Source organism: Streptomyces auratus, from assembly GCF_050433025.1.
Taxonomy (GTDB): Bacteria; Actinomycetota; Actinomycetes; order Streptomycetales; family Streptomycetaceae; genus Streptomyces; species Streptomyces sioyaensis.
Genome location: NZ_JBNGCB010000003.1, coordinates 2036497 through 2060252, shown reverse-complemented (window position 1 = coordinate 2060252; position 23756 = coordinate 2036497). Strand labels below are relative to the sequence as shown.

Here is a 23756-nt window from a genome sequence, read left to right as displayed (position 1 = left end):
GCAGGCAAGAGCCTGGCCCCGACCTGTTTCCTGTCTCGCATCAGGCGTCACCTCTCGATGGTCGCAACCTCACCCGGTCGGTGTGCTCCATATGCTGGGCTCGGCCGTGGAGGGACTGGTCGAGAGCCGGCGCGTCGCGGTGGCCGGGATCCTGCTTCCAGTGCGATTCCTGCCAGCGCGGGGTCTCGTCCCAATGCCAGGGACGGATGCTGGGCGGCGCCCGGTTCACCATCCGGCGCGACGGGACTCTGGCCCCAGTACTTCCTCGTCAACAACCCCGAGGCCAACTTCGCGCCGATTCCGGAAGAGCTCTCCGACCACCGGGCGTTGTACGCCACCGACATGCTCTCCACCGGGTTCGTCGCCGCCGAACACGCCGAACTCGCCCTGGGCAAGACCGTCGCAGTCTTCGCCCAGAGCGCGGAATCATCAAGCCGCTGACCCACTTCGACGCGCCCCAAGGGCTGGCTCGTATTCCCTGAGGGGTCCGGACGGCCTTCACGCCGGCTTCCTTCGATACACCCACCGTGAACACCGCACTTTCACGAACAACTCTGTTCGCCGAACCTCTCCCAGCGCTACCTTTGGGTCGCACCGAGCCGGGAACTCACCTTCCCTGCAAGCCAATTGGAGACGAGGTACAGATGCGCATGGCACGATCGTTGCTCGCGTTACTTGTCGCACTGCCCGTCATGGGGCTGAGCACACCGCCGCACGCCGTCGCGGCCTCCCCGCAGGCGCGGACCCGGGCCGACTGCCCCCGCACAATGATCTTCGAGGTCGGCGGTCACCTCGACGGCCATGCCACGGTCTACGACCGCAGCAACGCCGCGCTCCCCGAAGGCGTGTCGTTCACAAAGATCCACTACTCGGCTTCCATCGCCCCGTACCCCGGCGACCCCCTGTCGCTGGACGACTCCGTGGCCGAGGGCATCGCGAAGCTCGACACCGCGGTGAAGGACTTCCACGGCGCCTGCTCCGCCAGTCACCTCACCATCGGCGGCTACTCGCAAGGCGCGCTGGTCGCCGGGGATGAGCTGGCCGCGCTCTCCGAAAGCGGTGCCGTACCGCACGACCAGATCAACGGTGTGCTGTACGGCGATCCCCGGCGTCCCGGTGTGGACGGCGGCTCGGGCGGCATCGAGGCGAACCTGCCGACGATCCTGCCGGGGATGACCATGAAGGGGCCGCGCGGCTTCGGTGACCTGACGGTCAAGGAGATCTGCAACACCAACGACGGCATCTGCTACTCCGCGAACGCGCTCACGAACCTGGCGTGCTTCGTCAACGGCTGGGCCGGGTACTTCTCCGGCGACCACGGCTACGACATCAACCCCCACGCCGTCTCCGGCGGCGGCGACCAGCTCAACCGTCAGACCCCGAAGTTTCCGCTCTGCGGCCCGGGGCTGCCGGTCCCCGGCAAGACACTCCACGGGCTGTTCCACCACGCCCGGGCGACGGACGCGCCCTGAGGGCTGTCCCGTAGTTCTTCAGCCAAGGAGCCGTACCGCAAGACGGACGAGCGGATCCTCCAACGCGCGCAGGCCCTCCAGGTCGTCCGCGACCAGGTGCGCGGTCACCAAATGCGCGGCGGCTGCGACCAGGGCCTCGCAGTCGAAGCGCCGCTCGTCCGCACCGCCCTCGCCCCGCGTGTGGAAGATCGCGGCGATGGCGTCCGCGAACCATCGCTGCCCCTCCATGCGGCGGGCCATCGCCTCGGGCCCGGCGGCATACACCTCGACGAGGAACAGCCGTGCACACGCGGAATGTTCGGTGAGGGTCCGTAGGTAGAGGCGCAGCAGCCGGCGGAAGGTCTTCGCGGGGTCGACCGGCCCGGCCGCCTCCGATGAGCCGGCCGCCGGCGGCCAGGCGACCTCCAGCACGCCCGCCAGCTGCCGCGTGGCGGCCTCCAGGGCCTGGATGAAGCAGTCCTCCTTGGAACGGAACTGCTGGTAGAACGTCTCCCGCGACACCCCGGCACGTCGGATGATCTCGGCGACCGAGGTTCCCGCGTACCCGTTGTCCCGCATCGCCTCCGCGGTGGCGGTCAGCATGCGCTTCCGCTGCGACGCCACCACCTGTTCGCGGCTGAGGCGGTGCCGGCCGCTGGGCAGCGAGCCGGGCAGGGCAGCGTTCCCCAGGGACTCAGCCACTCTTGCCTCCCCCTCCCTCTCATCGGGCGCATGCCGCCGACCGCAAGAACCTACGTCACCATGCCAGCGCTCACCGCGCGGTGAAGTCCGCGGTGGCGAGGGTACGGCCGTCGGCCGAGGTCAGACGGACACCGGAGAGCGAGGAGAGCTGCACCGAGGCCGGGGCGCCCCAGTAGCCGTACCCGTGGTGCAGGGTGAAGGTACCGATGTGGACGGGCAGCAGGCGAGAAGACCGTCGCCGACGAGGGCAAGCTGCTCGATGTGCTCCTGGCAGTCCGCGCAGCGGTCCAGATGGGCGATCGCCTCGGCCCGCTCCCGGCCCGAGAGCATCCCCCAGTGCCAGCTCGGCACCGGTCTCGTGCAGCTGTGCGCAGCTCAGGTCCTTAGTCATGGCCGCCTCGTTTCCCGGACGTGGGATGCGGATGCGGAAGCGGGGGGTGCGCGGACACGGAGTCCGGATGCGTGGGTTGCGGCGAGGTGAGGGTGGCCGCAGCTTTCCCATTGCGGTCCTGATCCGCGTCTTGGTGGTGCCCAGCGGGATGTGTTCCCAGTCGGCGGCCTGCTGCGCCGTAATTGTCACTCAGGGCCACCGACGAAGCGGCCTCGACGATGGCGGCTGCACCCTCGGGGTCCTCGGTGACGGACAGCAACCGCCGCACGATCCACCTGAGGCGGCCCGCGATGGAGGGGCGCACCTTCCCCTTGCCCACGCCGTCGCCTTGGGCGTCACCCGCGGGCGGAAGGAGGTGGCTGCGCGCTGCTCATGTCGCCTCATCGACCGATGTGGCCGGGCCGGAAACCGGCCGCTGGGGCGTGTCCGCAATTCCCGTCGTCCGCCCGGAGGGCAGGACTTCGCGGACGCGCCCTGGCATACACGACGAGTGTTCAGTAATTCCCTTCACTGTTCCATCCGCCGCCATGGCCCATGCCGTGGTGCCGATGCCGGCGCCGCCGACGACGGTCGCGGTGATCGTCATGATCGTCCCTGCGCCGATCCATCGTCGAGCGGTCACGACGACGGCTCAGCGCGGGAGCCAGGCTCTCCCAATGCTCTCCCCTTCCCCATGGTGAGGCCGGCGACCGCCGGTGGCCGGAAATCGCCGTACTGTGCCGGCCCGCACCCCTGGAAGGGTGCGTCAACACAGGGCGCAAGAGGTGTCATTGGCCTACAGTCCTGGGTAACCCGCGATGGGTGAAGGGTGAACAGAAAAGGGGGCCCGGCGTGATCGAATTGGCCAGTGTGATCAGGGATTTACGGGCGGAACTGGAACAGGCGATCACTGCGGCGGAGAGCGAAGCGCTCCGCTTCGAGCTGGGGCCGATCGAGTTGGAGGTCTCGGTCGCGCTGGAGCGGAAGGGGCAAGCGGGAGCCAAAGTGCGGTTCTGGGTAGTGGAGTCGAGTGCGGACGCGGCGGTGAACGCCCTGTCGACCCAGCGCATCAAACTGGCATTACAGCCGACCCTGGCGGGGTCGAACGCCCCCGCGCTGATCTCCGGCCGGGCTGAAGCCCACGAGGAGTGAGGTCTGCCGTGGGCGGGGAGTGGGAGCCGGAAGGGCTCGACTCCGGGCGGGCGGTCCAGATCATCACCACGCATCCGACGGGCGCAGGCCGGCGCGGGTCGGGATACCGGGTGTCCGGGGATGTTGTGCTCACGGCCGCGCATGTGGTGAGCGACGCGGGGTCGGTGCAGGTCCGGTTCGTCACCGGGGACGGCAGCACGCGGGAGGTGCACGGCGAGCCGGTCTGGGCGGACTCCACCTCGGACATCGCACTCCTCAAGATCTCGGACGGATTGCGCACCGACGGACGGGGCGCCGCCGCGGTCCCCCCGGTGCGGTTCGCCCGCATCAGTCAGCCGATGGACTGCGAAGCGCTGGGATTCCCCAGGTTCCGGCTGCGCCGCGACACCGCGTTGCCGGACCGCGGGATCACCTCGTACCGCGATACGCACCACGCGCTCGGCCATGCCGTCCCGTTGTCGAACCAGCGCAGAGGCACCCTGGAGATCTCCCGGCTGGAAGCTCCGGAGTACGCCCCCGAGCGGGACCGCTCCCCGTGGGAGGGGATGTCCGGAGCCGCGGTGTGGAGCGGCGGGTGCCTGATCGGAATCATCAGCGAGCATCACCGCGACGACGGGCTCGGCAGGCTCACCGCAAACCCGGTGACCCGCTGGTACAAGTGCCTCACTCCGGCTCAGATCGATGAACTGGTCGACCTGATCGACCTGCCGGCCGAGGCCGACCAACTCGACCGGCTCCCCCACTCCTCACCGCCGCCGCCCGGCGGCTCACCGGAACTGCGGGAGGCAGCCAGGAAGCTCGCCTCCGCGGTGCACGACCAGTGGGACAAAGAGGAGCGGCGGCGCAGGGTTCACGACCCGTTGCCGCTCGCCGTGCGCTTCCGGCCCGCCGAGGCGGGGCTGTTCGATCACTGGGCCAACATCCGCCGAGCCCAGCCGGGGGCGGACCCCGGTCCCCTCCCGCTGGCCGGCCGGCTCGACCAGATCGTGCGGATATACCGGACCCTTCCGTCCCGTCGGCTTGTGGTGCTGGGCGCGGCTGGGTCGGGAAAGACGATCCTGACCCTGCGCTTCGTCCTCGACTGGCTGGACGGCCGCGCTCCCGGTAACCCCGTACCGGTGATCTTCGGCCTGGGTTCCTGGGACGTGCAGACCACCTCACTGCGCGACTGGATGTGCGACCAACTGGCCCGCGACTACGGTCTGGTAGCCCAGGACCCGGACTCGCCCGGACGGAACCTCGCCGGCGCCCTGGTCGACGCGGGGTGGATCCTGCCCGTCCTCGACGGGTTCGACGAGATCGCGAGCGGCCTCCAGGGTGCGGCGCTCAAGAAGCTCAACGCCACCACCATGGCCTTGCTGCTCACCAGCCGCCCCAAGGAGTACAGCGCGGCCGTGGCGAAGACCGATGTGCTCAGCGCCGCCGCCGTCGTCAAGCTGGACGACCTCACCCTGAGCGACCTCGACGACTATCTGCCCCGCGCCAGCCGTCCCGGCAAGGGCGGCGGCCTGCAGAGCACCGTATGGGGTCCGGTCCTGGCCCAGCTGCACCACTCTCCACGCACCCTGGGCGCGCACAACGTCACCACGGTGCTCAGCACCCCGCTGATGGTCGCCATGGCACGCACCATCTACAGCGACGCTCCCGGCCGGGACCCCTCAGAGCTCCTGGACACCACCCGATTCCAGAGCCCTGACGCTCTGCGCACGCACCTCCTGGCCGCGTTCACGCCCGCCGCCTACCACCACCCGCCGACCGACAGCGCCAGCACCAGCACCAGCGGCACCGGCACCGCCACCGGCACCCGCCGCCGGCGGCAGTGGGACCCAGAACGTGCCCAGTACTGGCTGGGCTATCTCGCCACGCACCTGACCGAACTCAAGACTCCCCACCTCGCCTGGTGGCAGCTGGGCACCACCATGAGACGTTCTTCCCGCATGCTCGTGGTCGGATTCCTGGCCGCGCTGTCCTTCGGGTTGACGACCGGGATCGGAAACCTGCCGGTGGACTTGGTCGGGACGCCGTACGACCTCGGGTTCGCGGTCCGACGGGGCGTCGTGGTCGGGCTCCTGCACGGCTTCACGGCCGGACTCGCCTTCGCGCTCGTGTACGGGTTCGTGTCGCGGGGTGCCGCAGAGCCGTCGCGCGTCCGCATACAGCTCTTGGGTCGGGCAAGGGAGCAGCGTGCGAAGTTCGCCCCCCGGTTCACGATCGGGTTCGCGTTCGGGCTTCCGGCAGCGCTCGTACTGGTTCTCGTGGATCGGAGCGTGGTCGAGTCGCTCGGGCTCGGGGACGGACTCGATGGCGGGCCCCTGGGCGCGCTGCTCTTCGTGTCCGAGGTCGGCCTCGGGGCGGGGCTGGTCTTGGGCCTCATGGCCTGGCTCGAAGTTCCCACCGACATCCGGTCTGCGGTCCGCCCCGCTGCCCTGTTGGACGAAAACCGCAGGAACGTGGTCTTCCACATGCTTGTGTGGGCGCTGGTGTTCGGGGTCCCGGCCGGGGTCGGCCTCGGGCTCAGGTCCGAGCCGATCAGCGAGCTCGTTCCCGGGCCGGTGGTCGGGCTGCTGGGCGGCCTCGCCATTGGGATCGAGGCGGCCTTCGGGGGTGGACTCGGATACGCGGTCAGTTGCACCGCGTGGGGCCAGTGGGTGGCCCTGTCGCGTATGTGGTTGCCACTGACCGGGCGACTGCCCTGGGCTCTGGTCGCCTTCCTCAACGACGCTTGCGACCGGGGGGTGTTACGTCAGGCCGGTGCGGTCTACCAGTTCCGCCACGCCGAACTCCAAGAACACCTGGCTCATGCCTTCCAGGCCCGCCACGAGCCACAACGACCTGTCCGTTCCACTGAGCGCTGCACTGCCCGCGCGTCGAGCCGATCCGGTGAAGAGCTGACTCCGGACCGTGACACTCCTATGACGCGGAGGGTACATCCTTAGCAACAGGCCCCGTCATGAGGCCTCCATTCCTTACGGGGGAATCGAGATGACAACTGGCAAGCAACGGCAACGCCGGCACGGAGTGACCCGTGCCGTCCTGAGGGGTCCCATGGCCCGTCACGTCGTGGGGTTGGCGACGATGGCAGCGGTTGCGGGTGGCACCGTAGGAGTATGGGCAGCCGGAGCCGCGACCGCGGCCCCGGTGTCGCGCACGCTGCAGTACAACTGCTCAATTCAGTCGATCACCCAGCCGGCGACGGTGACGGTTGACGCCGATGTCCCGAAGTCGGCCGTGGTCGGCAAGCCGACCCCGCAATTCGCCATCCGCGCGGGGGCGCCGGTGAGCGCGGCCGTCACGAGCGGGCTGAACTTCATCGGCGTGAAGAGCTTCGAAGGCACAGTGGAGGCGAAGGCTCGCGTGGAGGCGCCGCAGGGCGACGCACCGGTCCGCCTGCAGTTCCAGGTGCCCAGGACCCGTGTCCCGGCGTCCGGCCCGTTCCGTGCCAAGGCGACCGGCACCGCGCCGTCGCGCACCTTCCGCCAACCGGGCAAGGCGAAGATCAGCGTGGGTGATCTCGTCCTGCACATCGTTCCGAGGGACGCGAGCGGCCGTGTGTACCCCCGCAGGGCCGATGTGCCGTGCACGCTGAAGCCCGGGCAGAAAACCGTAGTGGCGTCATTCGAGATCACCCGGCCGAAGGCGCCGACTGGCTCCGGCGCCACTCGACCGAACACCTCGGGGGGCACCGCCTCCGCATCGGACGACTCCGCCCACTCGACCGCGTCCGGCTCCGCGGGCTCCTCCCCCGGTGCGAAATCCGCTGACCCGGCACGGGGTTCGGCACAGCAGACAGCAGACCGTGCGACCGGCGGTGCGACGGACGGTGCAAGCGCGCACGGCCCGACCGCCGCCGCCGAACACACCGCTGCCGCCGGCATCCAGGACACCACGATCCTGATCCCGCTGACCGTGGGCGCGCTGGTCGCCGGCGCGATCGGCCTCGCCGTGGCCTTCCGCTTCCGCTCACGCGGCAGGTAGCCACGGGCTGTCCCGTCACCCACCGCCCGGGACTGCCCTCAGGGCGACGGCCGCACCCCGGTGACCAAGTCCGGGCGGATCCGTAGCGCGTAGGACATTCGGTGGTCGGCCCAGGGGTGCAGCAGCGCCTGGTAATGCGCCAGCTCGTCGGGGTCGGTCACCAGGTGGCAGTAGCCGGTCACCACCACGCTCCAGCCGCAGTACGTGGCCGGGGCGATGGCGTCGGCCTCGTAGGCGACGACCACCCCCTCGTCCGGTGCACGCTCGGTCAAGCTGGTCAGTGCCGCGCCCTCGTGGGTGCGGATGATCACCTCGCCGTGGTGGAGGAGGTGGTTGACGGGGCAGATGGCCGGCAGCGCGTCCTGGGTGAAGACGATCCGGCCCAGCAAAACGCTGCCCAACAGGCGGAGGGCCTCGGCACGGTCAGTTCGGTGCTGCGGCGGAACGCCTCGCGGTCGGCCCAGGCCACCAGCGTGGAGTCGATGGCGGTCCCGGCCCGAACGACGCTGACGGGAGCTGCTGCCACGTGCAGCCTGACGTGGCCACGAACACGATTGCAGCCAGCACCTCCCGGTCACCATGCCGGCGCCGTCCACCACCTTGAGGTCGCGACGGCCCCTCCGGCACCACGCGCGCGCAAGAAGACACTGGAGGAACTGACGGCCACTCACGACGATGTCGCCGGACGCGTCCGCCTTAGCCTGGATGTGATGGAGAGACCGGGTGAACACGCCGTCCAGGGCATAACGGCGAGAGAGCGTGTAGACCGCCTGCCACGGCCCGTAGCGTTCCGGCAGGTCACGCGCAGGGATCCCGGTCCGGATCTTGCAAATCATGCCGTTGATGACCTGCTGGTCCGGCACAAGCGGCCGTCCCGGAGCGGCCCGCGGTATCAGCGGAGAGAGTAACTCCCACTCCTGTTCGGCAAGTTCATCGCGGCGCATCGCCCCACCATGATCCACCAACCCGATGATCTCTGAAGGCGGCCCCTAGTACACCTCACACGGGCTCCGAGTTCCCGACCGAAACGCCGTACCACTTGTCGTTCTGCCGCGCCCCACGGAGGCGAACGTCTGCTAAAAGCCCGTTACAAGGCTGAGCGCAGGCACCTGAGCAGAGTCAGCAGGTGCTGGCCTGCGCTCAGGCCGCGACTGTGTATGCGAGTGACGGCCTGGAGCGGGGGCAGGCCGTCACCACACTGCGGACCGTCGCACAGAATCTTGCGGCACTTCTTCCGTCTGAAGACGTGGGCCGCCCGGGCACGGGCCACGGACCCGTTCGGCTCCAGCGCGTTCCCGGGCTGCTGAGCAACTGCTGGCAGTTCGTTTCTGGTGCGGGAGTCCGGCCATGGTGGCGGCGGAGGGAGCTGCCGTACGCGTGGGGGAAGCCGACGACAGGCGTCCGAGGCGGCGGCCATCGGTCCTGGGCACCGTTCCCACCGCATCGCCGTCCGCCAGCACCGCTACCTCACGTGCTCACAAGGCCCCGCCGGCGCCGGGGGCCCCTGCGGCTGAACAACGCGACCACCTGTCCCAGCTGGTGGAGCTTGCGCGTGTAGGCCGCCGACAGGAAGGCGGCCAGAGTCGGAGTGAAGCCGCAGCACAGGGCGAGCACGGTGAGCCAGGCGAAGGCTGCCGTGACGAACGAGCATGCCGAAACCGCGAACGGTCTACCGGTGGCGATCCAGTGCCGAACCCCGCCAACCAGGCCGTGGCCGGTGAAGACGCCGAGCGAGACCGCCCGGTCCGCGACTGGGCACCGGCGAACCAGGCCAGTGTGAGGGCACGTTGGGACAGTGCGGAGGCGGCGTGCAGGACACACTGAGCAGTGCGAAGAGACGTGCGAAGCGCCGAGAGCGGCTTAGCTGGGTGGCGCGCCGGCGCCGCCCAGCCGGGTGCCGATCGCGAGTGCGGCGATGCTGGCGACTTCGGCCCAGGGGGATGGGAGACGTCCTGGTGCGCTCGTCGATGCCGTGGAGATATGTCTCGGCCATCTCCTCCTCACCACCGAGCGGTAAGAGGAGGGCAGCAGGCGCAGTGCGCTGCGGTAACACTGTTCGAGCAGGGTCGTCATGCGGTGCCTCCGGCGATGCCCGGGCGGAGTTGCCGGTCAGCGGGGGACGGTTGGTGGGCGGGTGGTGCTTTGCGGGGGGGGCGGCGCGCGGCGGCGATGCGCCGGGTGGCGGTGCGTGCCCCTGCCGGCATTCGTTGCACTTCGGCCGACAGTGCCGCCTCACCTGCGTCAGGTAGTAGCGCCGCAGTCGATCCTGTTGAACCTCCTCGCGGTCGAGTTCGATGAGCTCGACCGCCGCCCACAGGTATGAGCGCCTCCAGGGACGGCTGGCCCGTCAGCCACGGCACCGGCCACCGCCTGACCCGCGTCCGGCGTCACCCACGGCCATTGACGCCGCCGGCCCCGCCCGTCCGCCCGTCGTACCGGAACCAGACCTCTGTCACGCGTGCCGTACCTACAGGGGAAGGGCGGGCCCGGAGCATCAGCTCCGGGCCCGCCCAGCATCAGCCCTCGTCCGGCGATCCGGAATCGGAAGCCGGATCAGGACCGAGGATCAGCGGTTGGTCCACAGGTTCCAAAAGCTTCCATTCGCGCACTGGAATTCGTCCCAGTGATGGCGTTGGACACCTTCCTGCCCGGCCTCCAGGCAGCCGCCGCGGGTCCAGTACTTGCCGCGGTGCACCCAAGCAGGGGGCGCTTCGACGACATGGGCGGCCCGGGTGGCCCGGACCGACTCCCGGGAGGGCTCGGCGGACGCCTGAGCGGTGCCCAGACCCATGGTTCCCACGAACGCGATGGCCGCGAGAAAACCGGCTGTAATGCGATGACACCTCATACTCTTCCCCCTGGTGCATACGGTGCTGATGTCCTTTAGATTCTGGCGATCGAATCCCGTAGATCGCAAGAAAGCCGCAATTCCATAGCCGTCGGGATCCATATCTGATGGGTTATGAGGGGGCGACATGGGACGCCATCCAGGCCATCCTCCGGCGGCCGTGCTGCCGCGCCTGGTCACGGCGCCACGGCGCGCCCTAACCGGCCCGGTGGACAGCGGTCCTCGCGATCTTTCGAATCAGGGCAACGTGCGGGCGGTCGCGATTACCGACGAACCAGGTGAGGGCCATCGTGCACGGTGGCACATCCACTAAGTCCCGATAGACGATTCCCGGGCGCGGATAGAAATCGCGAGCCGAGGAAGGGAGAAATCCGATGGCCTGCTTTCGGGAGATCGCATGCAGTACGCCCTCAACATCAACAGCCGGCGGCCCGAACTGAATGGGAATTCCATCGGGGCGTGGATTGACGGCCCAGAAGTCCCGCCACTCCCGGGGCGACTCCGGTGGCATCGTCACCATGGTGCGCGTGGAGAGATCAGCAAGGGCGATCCGTTCCCGCTCGGCCAGTGGATCGTCGGCCGGCAGGCAGACGATGCGAGGTTCCTCGGCCAGCTGGTACACCTGGATACCGGAAGGTACCGGCGGGCGCAGGAAGGCCACATCCACATCACCACAGGCGAGGGCCTCGTACTGATTGCTGAAGTTGAGGCTGCGCATCTCGATCACCAACTGGGGGTGCAGCTTGTGCAGTTCGTCAAAAATGACACGGGTATGCGGCATCGCCGGCTCGGCGGCGAGGGTGCCGACGACGATGCGACCAGAATTCTCCCGCGACCGCACCTCGGCGACATGGCGCAGGTTCGCCATGGCCTCGGTGACGGCACGAGCCTGCGGCAGCAAAGCGTGCCCGGACGGAGTGAGCTCGACGGCACGGCTGGTGCGCTCGATCAGCTGAAGGCTCAACCGCCGTTCCAGAGCGCGGATCTGCTTGCTTAATGCCGGCTGAGACATAAACAGCCGGGCAGCAGCACGTCCGAAATGCAACTCCTCCGCCAGCATCATGAAGAGACGAAGCTGATGGACGCTCGGCTCGGAACCACCCCCGTTCGAACGAGCAAGCGAGGATAAGGCCCATTCATCGTCAGCGCTCATAGCGAAAAGCTATCGCCAAATGAGCACCGGTTCCATCTCGTAACTCGACTGTGGTGAGCACTTCTTGAAGCCCTTCAGCAGATGCCGGACGATGCAGACTTGGATACCGAAGAGTCCGAATGGTGGCGCGCGGCGCTGAGCCGAGCCCCTGACGTCCCCGGGCTGCCGGCCGCCCGGGGACGAGGAACAGTCGAAAGCCGTCACTTCCCGTCACTGGAATTGACGTACTTTCCCCGTGCAACGGCACTAACCTGGCCTGATGACCTGGGACTGGGAGCGGGTGAACGATGTCATCGGCACGATCGGCGTCGCCGCCACGCTAGGGCCTGTCCGGCGGATCATGCCGGACAGCCCCCGGTCCAACGGGCACGACCTCAATGCCGTCGTCCGCAAACCCCGGATCATCGGGGTGACGACCATGCCGAAGGTAGAACCGGCCGGCCTCGGTAACCTCCACGTGGACATTCCCACCACTCTTGCTGACCGTCAGCAGGCCACGGTCACGCAGGGCATAGGCTGAGCGCCATTCCCCCGGCGCCCACGCTCCAGGTTCCTCACCGGCCGCGAGCCGCTCCAGAAGCGCGCGCTGCCGATCGTTCAAGACGGACCACCGATGCACGAGCCCAGCCCACACCGCACCCCTCACCCTGCATAGAGCCGAAAGAGTGGCCGACGACAGTGGGAGCCCCCTGGGACTTTTCTGGGACTTCCGGCTGCATCAACGGGCACGAGCGTGAAACAGCCGAAAGGCCATCTGTGCAGGTCAGCAACGCGCCGTCGTCCAGCGTGGCAGGTCACGGGGCTGGCTGGTCTCTTCCGGGACATCTGACGGGCGGATGCCGCCGCGTCAGGGTGTGGCTCTCGATGTGCGGTGTGCCGAGCACATGGCGGAAGGCGTCGCACACCGCTGTGGCCTGCCCTGACTCGTCGGACCGGTCTCCGGAGCGGTGAGATGCCGAGCCGGCCTGGCCGTGACTCTTCTGAGGCGCTTGGCGTCGTGGTGAACCGGTTCAGCGCACGAAGGCGATTTCCGGGAAATGGCGCGAGGGGCCGTCGAGCAGGTCGCTGTGCTGGTGGCGCAAGTGTTTGTCGAAGAAGGCGGCGACGTAGGTGCGTTGGACCTCGATGGAGCGGTTGGGGTCGATCGTGCCGAGTGCCTGCTGCATGACTTCCGGGGTTACCCCGAAGGCGCCCGGCGCCTGGGGGAACAGGACCTGGTTGTCGACGAAGGAGTTGTGCCCGGAGCCGCGCAGCTTCAGGTCGAGCCGCTCTCCGTGCAGGTTTTCCCAGAGCCGCGCCCAGCTCCCGTCGGTGTTGCGGTTGTGGTGCTCGGAGCTGAACAGCATGTAGGGGCGGTCGAGCCGCTGGTGTTCCGACGAACCGAAGAGCTGGCCGTCCAGGTTCGCGCCGGCGTCGATCCTGGGGTCCGCGTGCATGGCAGCGGCCACCGATCCTCCGCCGAGGGAAGCGCCGAACATCCCGACGTGTTTCGTGCTCACGGCCTGGGTCAGCCCTTGGGGGAGCTGCTTGTGCTCCACATCCGGGTTGTGGCCGCGGGCGATCTCGGCCAGCTGGTCGATGACGAAGTGGGCGTCCGCCGCCCGGACGTCGATCAAGTCGCGCGATTTGGTGCCCGGCGGCAGCATGCTCACCTCATGTCGCCCGCCAGGGAACACCACATCGCCGGTGTCGTGGGTGTGGTCGATGGTGACGACCAAGTAGCCGCGGCTGGCCAGGTCCTGAACCAGTGCCGTGCCCGTCGCACGGTTCCCACGGCCGCCGGGCGAGTACAGCAGCACCGGCAGCTTGCCGGCTTTGTGGTCGACCGGGGCGCCGGTGTGCCCGGCAGTGGTGGGCAGGGTCACCCCGCCGGGCAGCACCTGCTGGCTGTTGGGGAGAAGCGCGGCGGGATAACGGGAGGTGTGTGTGGCCGGGTACCACAGCGAGACCATCAACTCGCGCTGCTGTCCGGGCACCCACGGATCCATGCGTTTTGAGTCGCGCAGGTGAAGGTCGACCGTTCCGACGCGATGGCGCCCGGTCGGGGCGGGGAGAGTCAGCTGGCCCGGGGCCGGCGCCACCTTCAAGGACGCCGCCCGGCGCGAGTGTTGCGCCGCGTCGTCCAAGCCCACCGCCTGGCCCACCGCCTGACCCGGGGCCTGCGCCGCGTCGTCCAGGGCCACCATCTGGCCCGGGGCCTGCCCCGCGTCGTCCAAGGACGCTGCAGTGGTCATGGGCGCACTGGTGGCCTTCTCCGCGGCGGTGGCCGGCGCGATACCGGCGCCCAGGGCGAGGGTCAAGAGTCCTGTGGTGCCGGCGACCCGGGTGCGCAACCGACTGTGGCGCCTTCGTGCGTGCTTCATGGGCAGCCCCCCTCCATGGTGGTGATCGCGACGTGATCAGCGATCGGCTGGCGGTCATCGTATATGCAGTTTTGCCATTGCCAAGCCAACCCGGTTGATAGTGCGGGGAGTTAACTACGGCAGTGGTTGAGGTGAGCGCTCATGACGCGTCCGGAATTGCGCGGCGTCGACTTCGTGCCCCGTCCGTCGCCGGGCCCCCGGGGGGTGGCCTTTTCGCTGGACCCATATGCGTGGGGAGCTGCCTGTCGGCGCTCGTGGAGCATGCCTCCGAGTTGAGCAACGTCGAGTGCCCATACGGGATGCGCGAGGGGGAAATCCCCTGGTGCTACCGGTGGCAGTCGTCGGCGCCGGGCCACTCGGCATCCTCAGCCAACCAGTTGCAGCAGCAAGGACCAAGTCGACGGAGGGCCGGCGTGAGCGACCGGTCCGTTGCCTCGGCGCGAGGGCTGAAGGGGCGTCAGCACCGGCCAGAAGGCCTCTACGGAAGATGGCTGGTTCACGCCATCTCCGGATGGTGGCCATCGGATCCAGGTTTGCATCGACTTTGCTCACTGCTTTCACTGAGCGCTTTTATTACGCAGCAGTTCGTAACTGCTGACCTCCGCCGACCAGCCCCTGCGGATTCGCGAATTCACTTGGGAAGGGGCCGTTTGGGGGGTGAACTTCAGCGCCTCCGCAACTGTGTGTGAGGCGCCGAACGCAGAGCGGAAACGAGCGGGCAACCGGCCCTGCCGACCGGCGCGTGAGAAATTCCCCCATGTCGGGATGGGGCCGAAGACGCATAAGCGGCCGCTTCCGAGGGCGAGTTGAGCCCGGTGTTGTATGGCCCGTCAATCCGGGCACAGCATGAACAACCTTGTGATTATCCTGTGTTCCCAGTATTCATACTGTTTGAGTTGTCGCACGGCCATCCCCACACGCCGAGAGGACGCTGCCCTGCTCGCTGTTGCCCGCGCGCCCCGTCCGCACCGCACCCGACGCCGCGCCGACATGCCCATGCTCGGAGGCGTCCGCCCACCGATCGCCGCACTGCTCTGCGCCCTGCTGGCAGTTTCCGCGTTGACCGCTCTCGGTCTCGGTACCGTTCACGAACAGGATGTGCCCCAGGCCCTGAGCGACGCGGAACGCCAGATAGCCCAGGACGCCGCCGATTCGGTCGGGACCTCCATCAACGCAAGTGCCAGGGCCGTGCGCCGCTCTGCGGCGTCGGCCACACCCGCCGTCAGCAGCAAGCCGGCGGCAGTTCTGCGGTCCCTTCTCCCGACCGGGCACCCTGCGGCGGGCGGTGTGCTGCTCGACCCGCGCACCGGCAAACCGCTGGCGGCCAGTGGGGAAAAGGTGCCGCTGACCGGGGTGGATGCGAAGGATCTGGCGCGGCCCGATACCGGCAACATCGCGCCCCGGGTGGTCGCTTCCGGCAGTGGCGCACCGCGGCTGCTGCTCTTTGCCCGGGTGAGCGTCCCCGTTGCGGGCCGTAAACAGGACGAGAGCCAGGATCAGGCCGGTGACCTGAGGGGGGATCAGGACGCGGAGTCACGCGGACTCCTGTTCGTCGTCTCGGAAAAGGTCGCTGCTCCAGCGGTGTACGGGGCGGGGCGCACCGGGCAACTCGTGGACCGGGACGGCAAGGTGTGTGCTTCCGCCCCCACCACCGGCGCGGCCCTGGCGGCCGCTACCGACCACCGCGCGCTGCCTGCCGCTGCGGCGAACGTCGCGCACACCGGCGTCCACACCGGCGACGTCTCGGGCAGCGTGCTCGGTGACGGTCACGACGGGCTGCGCAGCGTCACGGGGTGGGCGTCGGTCACCGCGGCGGACGGCAAGGACGACGACGCCTCCAGCCTGGGACTGACCGTCCTGACGGCCCGGGAGGTGCCTCCGGCGAAGGCGGGAGGCGACCATATGTGGTTCGCCCTCGTGGCCGCGGGTGTGCTGGTGGTGATCGCCGTGCTGGTCACCCTGGTGCTGTGGGGCACGATGCAGCGTCCGCTGCTGCGGCTGCATCTGTCCGCTGCCCGGCTGGCCAAGGGTGTCGGCGACATGCCGGGGGAACGTGCGGAGTTGGCGCGGCCGGTGCCGGTCGACGGGTTCGACGAGCCCGGCAGGATCGGCCGGGCGCTGGAGTCGATACGCCGCCAACTGCTCGGCGAGACGGGACCGGAGCCGGTGCGGCCGGTGCGGCGCCGCCCCGGTGTCCGGGCTCTGGTGCTCGTCTGCGCCCTCGTGATCGCCGCGTGGGGGGTGCCGCTGCTGTTCCTGTTCAACCGGGTACCGGCGGCCAAGGCCGTACCGGCGGCTGCCGTCGCCGACCAGCGGGCCCGCACCGAGGCCGCCGCCGACCGGGTGCAGCGGTCCCTCGGCCGGAGCCGCACCGACCTCGCGGCGGCGGCGTCCGCCCTCTCCGGTGCGCGCCCCGAGCGGGCGGCGGAGGTGCTGCGGCGCGAACACGACGACCACCCCACGTTCCGGTCGTTGTACGTGCTGGACCGTACCGGTGCCGTCGTGCGGCAAGTGGGCCAGCAGCCGCTGCGTACCCTCGTTCCTCCCACCGGCGACGGAATCACCCAGGTCAACACGTCGGGCAAGATCCCCGCGATCGCCGCCTACGCCCGGATACCGGCGGCCGGGAACGCCAAGGGCGCCAAGAAGGCCGAGGCCACCGCCCCGGCTGTGGTCGTCGCAGAGATCGGCGTCGACGAGCTGAACGACCTGGTGACCCGGCCCGGGCTCGGCAAGGTGTGGCTGACCGACGAGCACCACAGAGTGCTCGCGGCGAGCGTCGGCTTTGAAGCCTTCGAGCCCCTTCCCAGCCGGCGCCTCACCCGTCTGGTGGCCAAGACCGACGCGGCACCCGGCAGCGCGGGCAACCCGGCGTCGGCCGTCCTGCATGCGGGGACGGCCCCGGGCGAGGGCCTGTCGGTCGCGGCCGCCGTGCCACTGGCGCTGAAGGGGCCCGCCGCCGGACTCGGCTGGCGGGTGGTCTCCGCCGAGCCCGCCGCAGCGCTCAAACTGGCGGCATATCAGGTCCAGGCACGCACCATGCTGGCCGGGCTGCTCGCCCTGTCCGCGGGGGGCGCCTGCCTGGGCTGGCTGTACATCGTGGTGGTCAGGCCGCTGCGCACCCTCACCGGATGCGCGGAGCGGCTGGCCGGCGGTGACCGCCGCACCGTGCTGTTCCCGGTCCACCACGACGAGTGCGGTTCGGTCACGCGCAGTCTGGAACTGCTCCGGCAGGCGCTGGTGGAGCGGGACCGTGGCGCCGGAGCCGACCTCGCCGCTGTCCCTGCCCCCTCGAGCGCACCGTAGTGAAGGATCAACCGACGTGCTTTTCCTCTATGTTGTGCTGCTGCTGAGCTGTGCCGCGCTGCTGGTCGCCGGCGTACTGGAGCAGCGGCGCCACTACGCCGCGCTGGCGCAGATCCCCACCCGGGTGCTGGTCAACGGCATTCGCGGCAAGAGCTCGATCACCCGGCTGTGCGCGGGGGCGCTGCGCGGCGGTGGTCTGGTCACCGTGGCCAAGACCACCGGCACCGCCGCCCGGTTCATCCACCCGGACGCCACCGAGGAGCCGGTGTACCGGAAGTTCGGCATCGCGAACGTCGTCGAGCAGATCGGCATCGTCCGGCGCGCGGCGGCATACCGGCCGTGCGCCCTGGTGATCGAGTGCATGGCGGTGATGCCCGCACTTCAGGAGGTCAACCAGGACAAGCTGATCCGCTCCACCATCGGCGTGCTGTGCAACGTGCGCGAGGACCACCTCGCCGAAATGGGGCCGACGTTGGACGATGTGGCCCGCTCGCTGTCCCGGTCGATGCCGTTCGACGGGATCTGCGTCACCGCCGAGCAGGATCGGCTGCACATCCTCCAAGAGGAGGCGGACAAGCGGAGGTGCCGCCTGATCGCCGTCGATCCGGAGTCGGTCACCGACGAGGAGCTGCGCGAGTTCAGTTGGTTCACCTTCAAGGAGAACGTCGCCATCGCGCTGGCCGTGGCCGAACTGCTCGGTGTGGACCGGGCCACCGCACTGCGCGGTATGTGGGACGCACCGCCGGACCCCGGCGTGCTCTCCGTCGAGCGCTACCGCACACCGGACGGCAAGCAGCTGCGCTTCGCCAATGTCTTCGCCGCCAACGACCCCGAGTCGACCTTGATGAACGTCCGTCAGCTGGAGGAGCTCGGTGCGATCCGCCGCCCGCTGAACGTGGTGATCAACTGTCGCCCGGACCGGGTGGAACGCAATGGGCAGATGGGAGCGATCATCCCCGACCTGGCGCCGGAGACGGTGTTCCTCATCGGGCATCCGACCAAGAGTGCCCTCGACGGCATCCCGCCGGGCTCGCCGGGCCGGGTGGTGGATCTGGGCGGCGACCGGCGCGACGCGCAGGAGCTGACCCACGCCCTCCTCGCCGAACTCGCCCCCGATTCCTCGCTGGTGGCCGTCGGCAATATCCACGGCCAGGGCGAACTCCTCTTGGACCACCTCGGCAGGCTGGCCTCGGACCACGACGACGAGCCGCTTCCGGTCGCGCACCCGCCCGAGACGGAGCCGTACAGCTGGGTGGGGTCGCTGACCGGCCCGACATCCGGCGCACCTGTCCCGAGCCCCTCCTCCGCCCATGCCGATGCCCCTGCCGATTCCCGGTACGAAACCGCAAGGAAGCCGCTGTGATCCCCGTCATCGTCACTCCGCAGACCGCCGCACTGGGGATCGCCCTCGGACTGCTCTTCTCGCTGATCTGCTATCTGACCACCAACCTCTCCCCCGGCGGCATGATCACCCCCGGCTGGCTGGCACTGACCCTGGTCACCGATGTGGTCCGGGCCGCGATGATGATCGGCGTCACGGCCCTCACCCTCGCCGCGACCAAGCTCCTCCAGCGTCATGTGATCCTTTACGGGAAGCGGCTGTTCGCCGCCGTGGTGCTGTCCGCGGTACTGCTCCAGACCACGGTGATGCTCGCCCTCCAGCACGAGTTCCCGCTCCTGTACACCGCCCAGACCCTGGGCTTCATCGTGCCCGGCCTGATCGCCTATCAGCTGGTCCGGCAACCGTTGGCGGCCACCGTGGTCTCCACCACCGCGGTGACCCTCGGCACGTATGTGGTGCTGGTCGCCGGGCTGCTGCTGGGGGCACTGCCCGTCGGCTGAACCCGCCGCACGCGTCCGCCGTACCCATCCGCACGCAGAGGAGGTCACCATGGGCACCCACCCCACCCCGTCCGGCAGGCCCAGTCGCCGTCAGGTCCTGGCCTGCGCCGCCGGTCTGGCCTCCGCCGGAGCGATCACCGGATACGCCTGGCACCACTTCCGAAGCGGCGTACCGGGCAGTGACAGCGACGTCCCGGTACCGGCCGGCGGCTACCGCTTCGAGCGCCGCGCCGCGCCCGCCCGTACGGTGGTGCGCGCCGCCGACGAGCGCGTGCTGGCCACCTTCACCGACGGCGCCCGCACCGCGCTGCTGACCGGCCCGACCCGTACCTGGAGCGAGCCGCGCACCACCGGCGCGGTGGTGCGCAGTGACGCCTGGGTGCGGCTGATGGGCGGCGCATGGAGCCAGGGCAAGGAGCGCACCCACTGGTTCCGGGAGTGGTTCCCCAAGGCCCTGGCCGACCGCAGTCCGGACGCCTTCGCCGTGGCCTTCCAGTACGGCGACGGGGCGCCCGATCTGCGCACCGCATCGGGCCTGCGCTACGGCGGCAACGCCCGCTTCGGGCCGCGTGTTCCCGGGCAGTCGGAGACGTCGTTCCATTACCGCGATGAGAAGTCCGACTTCTACGACTACCTCGGCGTTCCCTGGACCTTCCCGGACGGCACCCGCAAGTACCCGGAGAAGGAGCGCTACGGGGCCGTGGACTGCTCCGGCTTCATGCGCCTGGTCTGGGGATACCGCATGGGCTACCCCATGCACGCCACCAACGGCCCGGGCATCGGCCTGCCCCGCCGGGCCTACGCCATCGCCACCCGTGCCCCCGGCGTGCTGCTGCTCCCGAACACCGGCCGGCCACCCGCCGACTTCAGCCGGCTGCTCCCCGGCGACCTCGTCTTCTTCGCCATCGACATCGGCAGACCGCACGGCATCGACCACTGCGGCATCTACCTGGGACCGGACACCGACGGGCGCCCGCGCTTCTACTCCAGCCGCTCGCGGGCCAACGGACCCACCATGGGCGACTTGGCCGGCCGCGCGACGCTCGACGGCCCTGGCTTCTACGCCCAGGGATTCCGCATGGCCCGCCGCCTGTGAAGCCGACGCCCCCAGCCCGCCGCCCCAAGAGAGACCTCGCCATGGCCACCGCCCCCGTCATCCGGGACCCCGCCGACAGCCGCCCCCGCACGGACGGCCTCACCCGCACCCTCCGCGCCACGCTCCGTCGACGCATCTCCCTCAGCCGGGAGTCCTACGCCCTGCTGCTGATCCTGGCAGCTGCCGCGGTGCTCTACACCTGGGCCATCGAGCGTGCCGGGGTGCACCCGTACTACAGCGCGGCCGTGCGGTCGATGGCGGCGGACTGGCACGCCTTCGTCTTCGGCGGGCTCGACCCGAGCGGCTCGCTCACCCTGGACAAAATCCCCGGGGCGCTGTGGCCGCAGGCCCTTTCCGTCCGGCTCCTCGGACCGTACAACTGGGCGGCGGTACTGCCGCAGGTGCTGGAGGGCCTCCTCGCCGTCTGGGCGCTGCACCGGATCGTCCGTGCCTGGGCCGGCCCCCTGGCAGGGCTGCTCGCCGCGCTGGCACTCACCCTCACCCCGGTCACCGTCGCGCTCAACCGGCACAACATCCCCGACACCCTGCTCGTGCTGCTGCTGGTCCTCGCGGCGGGATCGCTGCAGAAGGCCGTCCACACCGGGAAACTGCTGCCGCTGCTGGTCTGCGGAACATGGGTGGGACTGGCCTTCCAGGCCAAGATGCTGCAAGCCTGGCTCGTCCTGCCGGTCTTCGCCGCGGTGTACCAACTGGCGGCACCCGGCTCCCGGTGGGACCGGGCCCGGCGGCTGCTGCTCGCCGGAATCACCGCACTCGTGGTCTCCTGCTCCTGGCTGCTGCTGGTATGGGTCACCCCCGCCGCGAGCCGTCCCTACCTCGACGGAACCACCAACAACAACCCCTTCACCCTGGTCTTCGGCTACAACGGGCTGAGCCGCTTCGGCCACGACCCGCACGCGCTGGGCGCCGTCGCCGGCACCGCCGCCAGCCGCACCAGCGGGAACACGGGGTGGACCATGGTGGTCAACCATGACGTGGGGCCGCAGATCGCCTGGCTCCTGCCGCTCGCCGTACTGGCCTTGGCGCTGGGTGTGTGGTGGCGCGCCGGACGGCCGCGCACCGACGGGTCGCGGACCGGGTTCCTGCTCTGGGGCGGCTGGCTGGTGATGCACCTCGTGGTCTTCAGCAACTCCAACGGCAACCACGGCTACTACATGGCCGTACTGGCCCCGGCCCTCGCCGCGCTGGCCGGTGGCGGAATCGCGCTCTTCCGGTCCGAGTACCGCGCCGGTGGCCGACGTCGGGCGGCACTGCCCGTCGCCGTCGGGATCACGGCACTGTGGGCCGCGGTCATTGACGGCCCGCACGGCGAATTCGCGCCCTGGCTGCTGCCGGTGGTGCTGATGCTCGGCCTGTGCGGGACCGTCGGCCTGTGGACCAGCGGGCCGCACACCACACGGCCGGCGGTGCACAGCGCCCTGGCGGCGTCCCTGGCGGCCGTACTCCTCGCCCCGGCCGTCTGGGCCGCCTCCTGCCTGAACCCGCGCTACCCCGGCTCACCGATCGAACCACTGGCCGGACCGGTCGGCCCCGGCTTCCACGGTACGCACCATCACCGAGCCAAGGTCCTCCGAAACCCCTTGAACACACCGTCCACGCGGGACACCGCACTGCTGAAGTACCTCTCCGCGCACCGTTCCGGCGAGAAGTACCTGCTCGCCACCCAAGCCGCCTACGGCGCCGAGCCCCTGCTGCGCGCCACCCCCCAACCCATGCTGGTCATGGGCGGCTTCACCGGCCTGACCCCCTTCCCGACCGCCCCACGGATCGGTGACCTGGTCTCCACCCACCAACTGCGCTACGCCCTGCTCACCACGCGCCGCCCGTCCACACCGGCATCGGCCTGGGTGAAGAAGAGCTGCGCCGCCGTCTCCCCACGCGCCTACGGTCAGACCTCGGACGGAAGCTTCACCCTCTACGACTGCGCCCGCGGCAGATGAGCCCTCCTGAACACGGCGAGTTCCGCGGCCCGCACACACACCGGGCCCGGTCCGCACAGAGGTCTGCCTGCCGGAGCGGGCCTCAGCCCACCGGCTTGAGGGGGAGCACCGCGCTGATCCGGAATCCGCCCCCGGGCCGCGGCCCGGCGTCCAGGCGGCCGCCGACCATACCGACCCGTTCGCGCATCCCGATCATCCCGTGCCCGAGCCCGTCGGCCCCGCCCTGCTCGTGCACCTCGTGCTGCGCGCCCCGCCCGTCGTCCTCGACCAGCAGATCCAGCGCGTCGCTGCCGTAGACGAGGCGTACCCGCGCGCTCACGTCCGGGCCGCCGTGCTTACGGGTGTTGGTGAGCGCCTCCTGCACGATGCGGTACGCGGTCAGCTCCACACCGCTGGACAGCGGCCGAGGCGTGCCCTGGACCGTGAAGTCCACCGGGAGCCCCGCCCCGCGCACCTGCTCTATCAGGTCGTCGAGCCGGCCGACGTCCGGCTGCGGTGCCCGGTCGCCGCTGTCCTCGCCCGGCTCGCCGGTGCGCAGCACGCCGAGCAGCCGCCGCATCTCGGCGAGCGCCTGCCGCCCCGTACCGGAGATCGTCTCCAGTGCCTGCCCGCACTGCTCGGGCGCGGCATCGAGGACGTACGCGGCGCCGTCCGCCTGCACGACCATCACGGACACGTTGTGCGCCACGACGTCGTGCAACTCCCGTGCGATCCGCGCCCGTTCGGCCGCGACGGCCACCTTGGCCCGCGCGTCGCGTTCCTTCTCCAGCTGGGCGGCACGCTCCTCCAGCTGGGCGTAGTACGCGCGGCGGGTGCGCACGGAGTCGCCGAGGACCCAGGCGAGGGCGAAGGGGATGGCCAGGAAGACGAGGACGGTGGCGATCGTCCCGCCGGACCCGTAGTCGTGCGGCCAGCGGGCGTAGTCGAGCAGGGGCGCAGCCAGTCCGCCGACCAGTGCAAAACGGGAGGCCCAGCGGGCGCCGTTCGCGGCGACGGTGTAGACGATCACCAGCATCGCGAAGTCGGCGAGGTTCTTCGGCACGTTCGCGACGAGCTGGAACACGCCCGCCGCCGTGGCCAACAGCAGCATCTTCTCCGGCGCGCGGCGGCGCAGCGCGACCGCGGTGCACAGCGCGCACGCCTGGATCGCGGCGGTCCACAGATATGAGCCGCCGAAGCCGTCGTCCACGACCGACAGCCAGGAGAACCCGAGCAGGAAGACCGCCCAGAAGCTGTCGACCATGGTCGGGTGCCGGCGGAGGAAGACGTAGAGACGCTGCACGTCGACCAGCGTAGGCAGGCCGCATACGCGCCAGGGTCAGCCTGGGGGCCGATCCCTGGGGCGGTCATGTACGCCCCACGGTGGAGGGCGGCACCTCCTCTTGGTGCAACGGACCAGGGCCGGGAGGGTCATGGACTCCGAGGAGGACGCGAGCAAACGCGAGTACGTCGAGGTCAAAAAGGGACACGTGGGCAAGGTCCCGCGCACCTGGCTGAACCTGAGCCGCTCCGGCCACCTCGCCCTGCAGGCCCATCT

Annotated in this window: 18 protein-coding genes and 2 pseudogenes; 10 read left to right on the top strand and 10 right to left on the bottom strand. The window is 69.8% G+C overall.

Annotation, left to right across the window (positions count from 1 at the left end):
- Positions 1-650: 650 nt before the first annotated feature.
- Positions 651-1472, top strand: a complete 822-nt coding sequence (locus BKA18_RS28710) for a cutinase family protein (protein WP_366045658.1) — start codon at positions 651-653, stop codon at positions 1470-1472.
- An 18-nt stretch (positions 1473-1490) separates the two neighbouring features.
- Here the strand turns inward: BKA18_RS28710 and BKA18_RS28705 are convergent, their stop codons facing one another.
- From BKA18_RS28705 to BKA18_RS28695, 3 genes are all read right to left on the bottom strand, one after another.
- Entirely contained in the window at positions 1491-2153 is a 663-nt protein-coding gene (locus BKA18_RS28705; protein ID WP_366045657.1) for a TetR/AcrR family transcriptional regulator, read from the bottom strand.
- 70 nt (positions 2154-2223) lie between these two features.
- Positions 2224-2544 (bottom strand): hypothetical protein, encoded by a 321-nt coding sequence (locus BKA18_RS28700; RefSeq protein ID WP_429638708.1) that lies wholly within the window; start codon positions 2542-2544, stop codon positions 2224-2226.
- A gap of 370 nt (positions 2545-2914) precedes the next feature.
- Positions 2915-3130, bottom strand: coding sequence for a hypothetical protein (locus tag BKA18_RS28695; protein WP_366045656.1), 216 nt, complete (start codon positions 3128-3130; stop codon positions 2915-2917).
- A gap of 245 nt (positions 3131-3375) precedes the next feature.
- On the opposite strand from BKA18_RS28695, the gene BKA18_RS28690 reads away from it, so the two are divergent.
- From BKA18_RS28690 to BKA18_RS28680, 3 genes are all read left to right on the top strand, one after another.
- A complete protein-coding gene (locus BKA18_RS28690; protein ID WP_366045655.1) occupies positions 3376-3675 on the top strand; it encodes a trypco2 family protein in 300 nt (99 codons plus the stop codon).
- Between the two features lie 8 nt (positions 3676-3683).
- Entirely contained in the window at positions 3684-6611 is a 2928-nt protein-coding gene (locus BKA18_RS28685) for a S1 family peptidase (RefSeq protein ID WP_429638707.1), read from the top strand.
- Between the two features lie 109 nt (positions 6612-6720).
- Positions 6721-7650, top strand: coding sequence for a DUF6801 domain-containing protein (locus tag BKA18_RS28680; RefSeq protein ID WP_366045653.1), 930 nt, complete (start codon positions 6721-6723; stop codon positions 7648-7650).
- Between the two features lie 38 nt (positions 7651-7688).
- Here the strand turns inward: BKA18_RS28680 and BKA18_RS28675 are convergent, their stop codons facing one another.
- The 5 genes and pseudogenes from BKA18_RS28675 to BKA18_RS28655 all read right to left on the bottom strand — a co-directional run bounded on the left by BKA18_RS28675 (position 7689) and on the right by BKA18_RS28655 (position 11651).
- Positions 7689-8228 carry a pyridoxamine 5'-phosphate oxidase family protein gene (locus tag BKA18_RS28675; RefSeq protein WP_429638779.1) on the bottom strand — a complete coding sequence of 180 codons (540 nt, stop codon included), beginning with the start codon at positions 8226-8228 and terminating at the stop codon, positions 7689-7691.
- Positions 8161-8298, bottom strand: a pseudogene (locus tag BKA18_RS28670) (transposase); the annotation flags it as partial. The pseudogene BKA18_RS28670 and the gene BKA18_RS28675, both read right to left, overlap by 68 nt.
- 83 nt (positions 8299-8381) lie before the next feature.
- A pseudogene (locus BKA18_RS28665) lies at positions 8382-8594 on the bottom strand (transposase); the annotation flags it as partial.
- Positions 8595-10216: 1622 nt separating this feature from the next.
- Positions 10217-10450, bottom strand: a complete 234-nt coding sequence (locus tag BKA18_RS28660; protein WP_429638705.1) for a hypothetical protein — start codon at positions 10448-10450, stop codon at positions 10217-10219.
- A gap of 244 nt (positions 10451-10694) precedes the next feature.
- Complete coding sequence (locus tag BKA18_RS28655) at positions 10695-11651, bottom strand: LysR family transcriptional regulator (protein ID WP_366045652.1); 957 nt, start codon at positions 11649-11651, stop codon at positions 10695-10697.
- A gap of 259 nt (positions 11652-11910) precedes the next feature.
- Between BKA18_RS28655 and BKA18_RS28650 the strand changes: the two genes are divergently transcribed.
- On the top strand, positions 11911-12171 hold the full coding sequence (locus BKA18_RS28650; RefSeq protein ID WP_366045651.1) for a hypothetical protein: 261 nt from the start codon (positions 11911-11913) through the stop codon (positions 12169-12171).
- 490 nt (positions 12172-12661) lie between these two features.
- Here the strand turns inward: BKA18_RS28650 and BKA18_RS28645 are convergent, their stop codons facing one another.
- Positions 12662-14014 (bottom strand): alpha/beta hydrolase family protein, encoded by a 1353-nt coding sequence (locus BKA18_RS28645; RefSeq protein WP_366045650.1) that lies wholly within the window; start codon positions 14012-14014, stop codon positions 12662-12664.
- Positions 14015-15004: 990 nt separating this feature from the next.
- Between BKA18_RS28645 and BKA18_RS28640 the strand changes: the two genes are divergently transcribed.
- The 5 genes from BKA18_RS28640 to BKA18_RS28620 are packed head-to-tail and all read left to right on the top strand — an operon-like array spanning position 15005 to position 22219.
- Positions 15005-17320 carry a cache domain-containing protein gene (locus BKA18_RS28640; RefSeq protein WP_366045649.1) on the top strand — a complete coding sequence of 772 codons (2316 nt, stop codon included), beginning with the start codon at positions 15005-15007 and terminating at the stop codon, positions 17318-17320.
- A 16-nt stretch (positions 17321-17336) separates the two neighbouring features.
- Positions 17337-18683 (top strand): poly-gamma-glutamate synthase PgsB, encoded by a 1347-nt coding sequence (gene pgsB, locus BKA18_RS28635; RefSeq protein ID WP_366045648.1) that lies wholly within the window; start codon positions 17337-17339, stop codon positions 18681-18683.
- Complete coding sequence (locus BKA18_RS28630) at positions 18680-19162, top strand: poly-gamma-glutamate biosynthesis protein PgsC/CapC (protein ID WP_033269075.1); 483 nt, start codon at positions 18680-18682, stop codon at positions 19160-19162. The genes pgsB and BKA18_RS28630 overlap by 4 nt, the downstream gene beginning before the upstream one ends.
- Positions 19163-19211: 49 nt before the next feature.
- Positions 19212-20258 (top strand): NlpC/P60 family protein, encoded by a 1047-nt coding sequence (locus tag BKA18_RS28625; RefSeq protein WP_366045647.1) that lies wholly within the window; start codon positions 19212-19214, stop codon positions 20256-20258.
- Between the two features lie 41 nt (positions 20259-20299).
- Positions 20300-22219, top strand: coding sequence for an ArnT family glycosyltransferase (locus BKA18_RS28620; protein WP_366045646.1), 1920 nt, complete (start codon positions 20300-20302; stop codon positions 22217-22219).
- Between the two features lie 82 nt (positions 22220-22301).
- Here the strand turns inward: BKA18_RS28620 and BKA18_RS28615 are convergent, their stop codons facing one another.
- Complete coding sequence (locus BKA18_RS28615) at positions 22302-23501, bottom strand: sensor histidine kinase (RefSeq protein WP_366045645.1); 1200 nt, start codon at positions 23499-23501, stop codon at positions 22302-22304.
- Between the last annotated feature and the right edge of the window lie 255 nt (positions 23502-23756).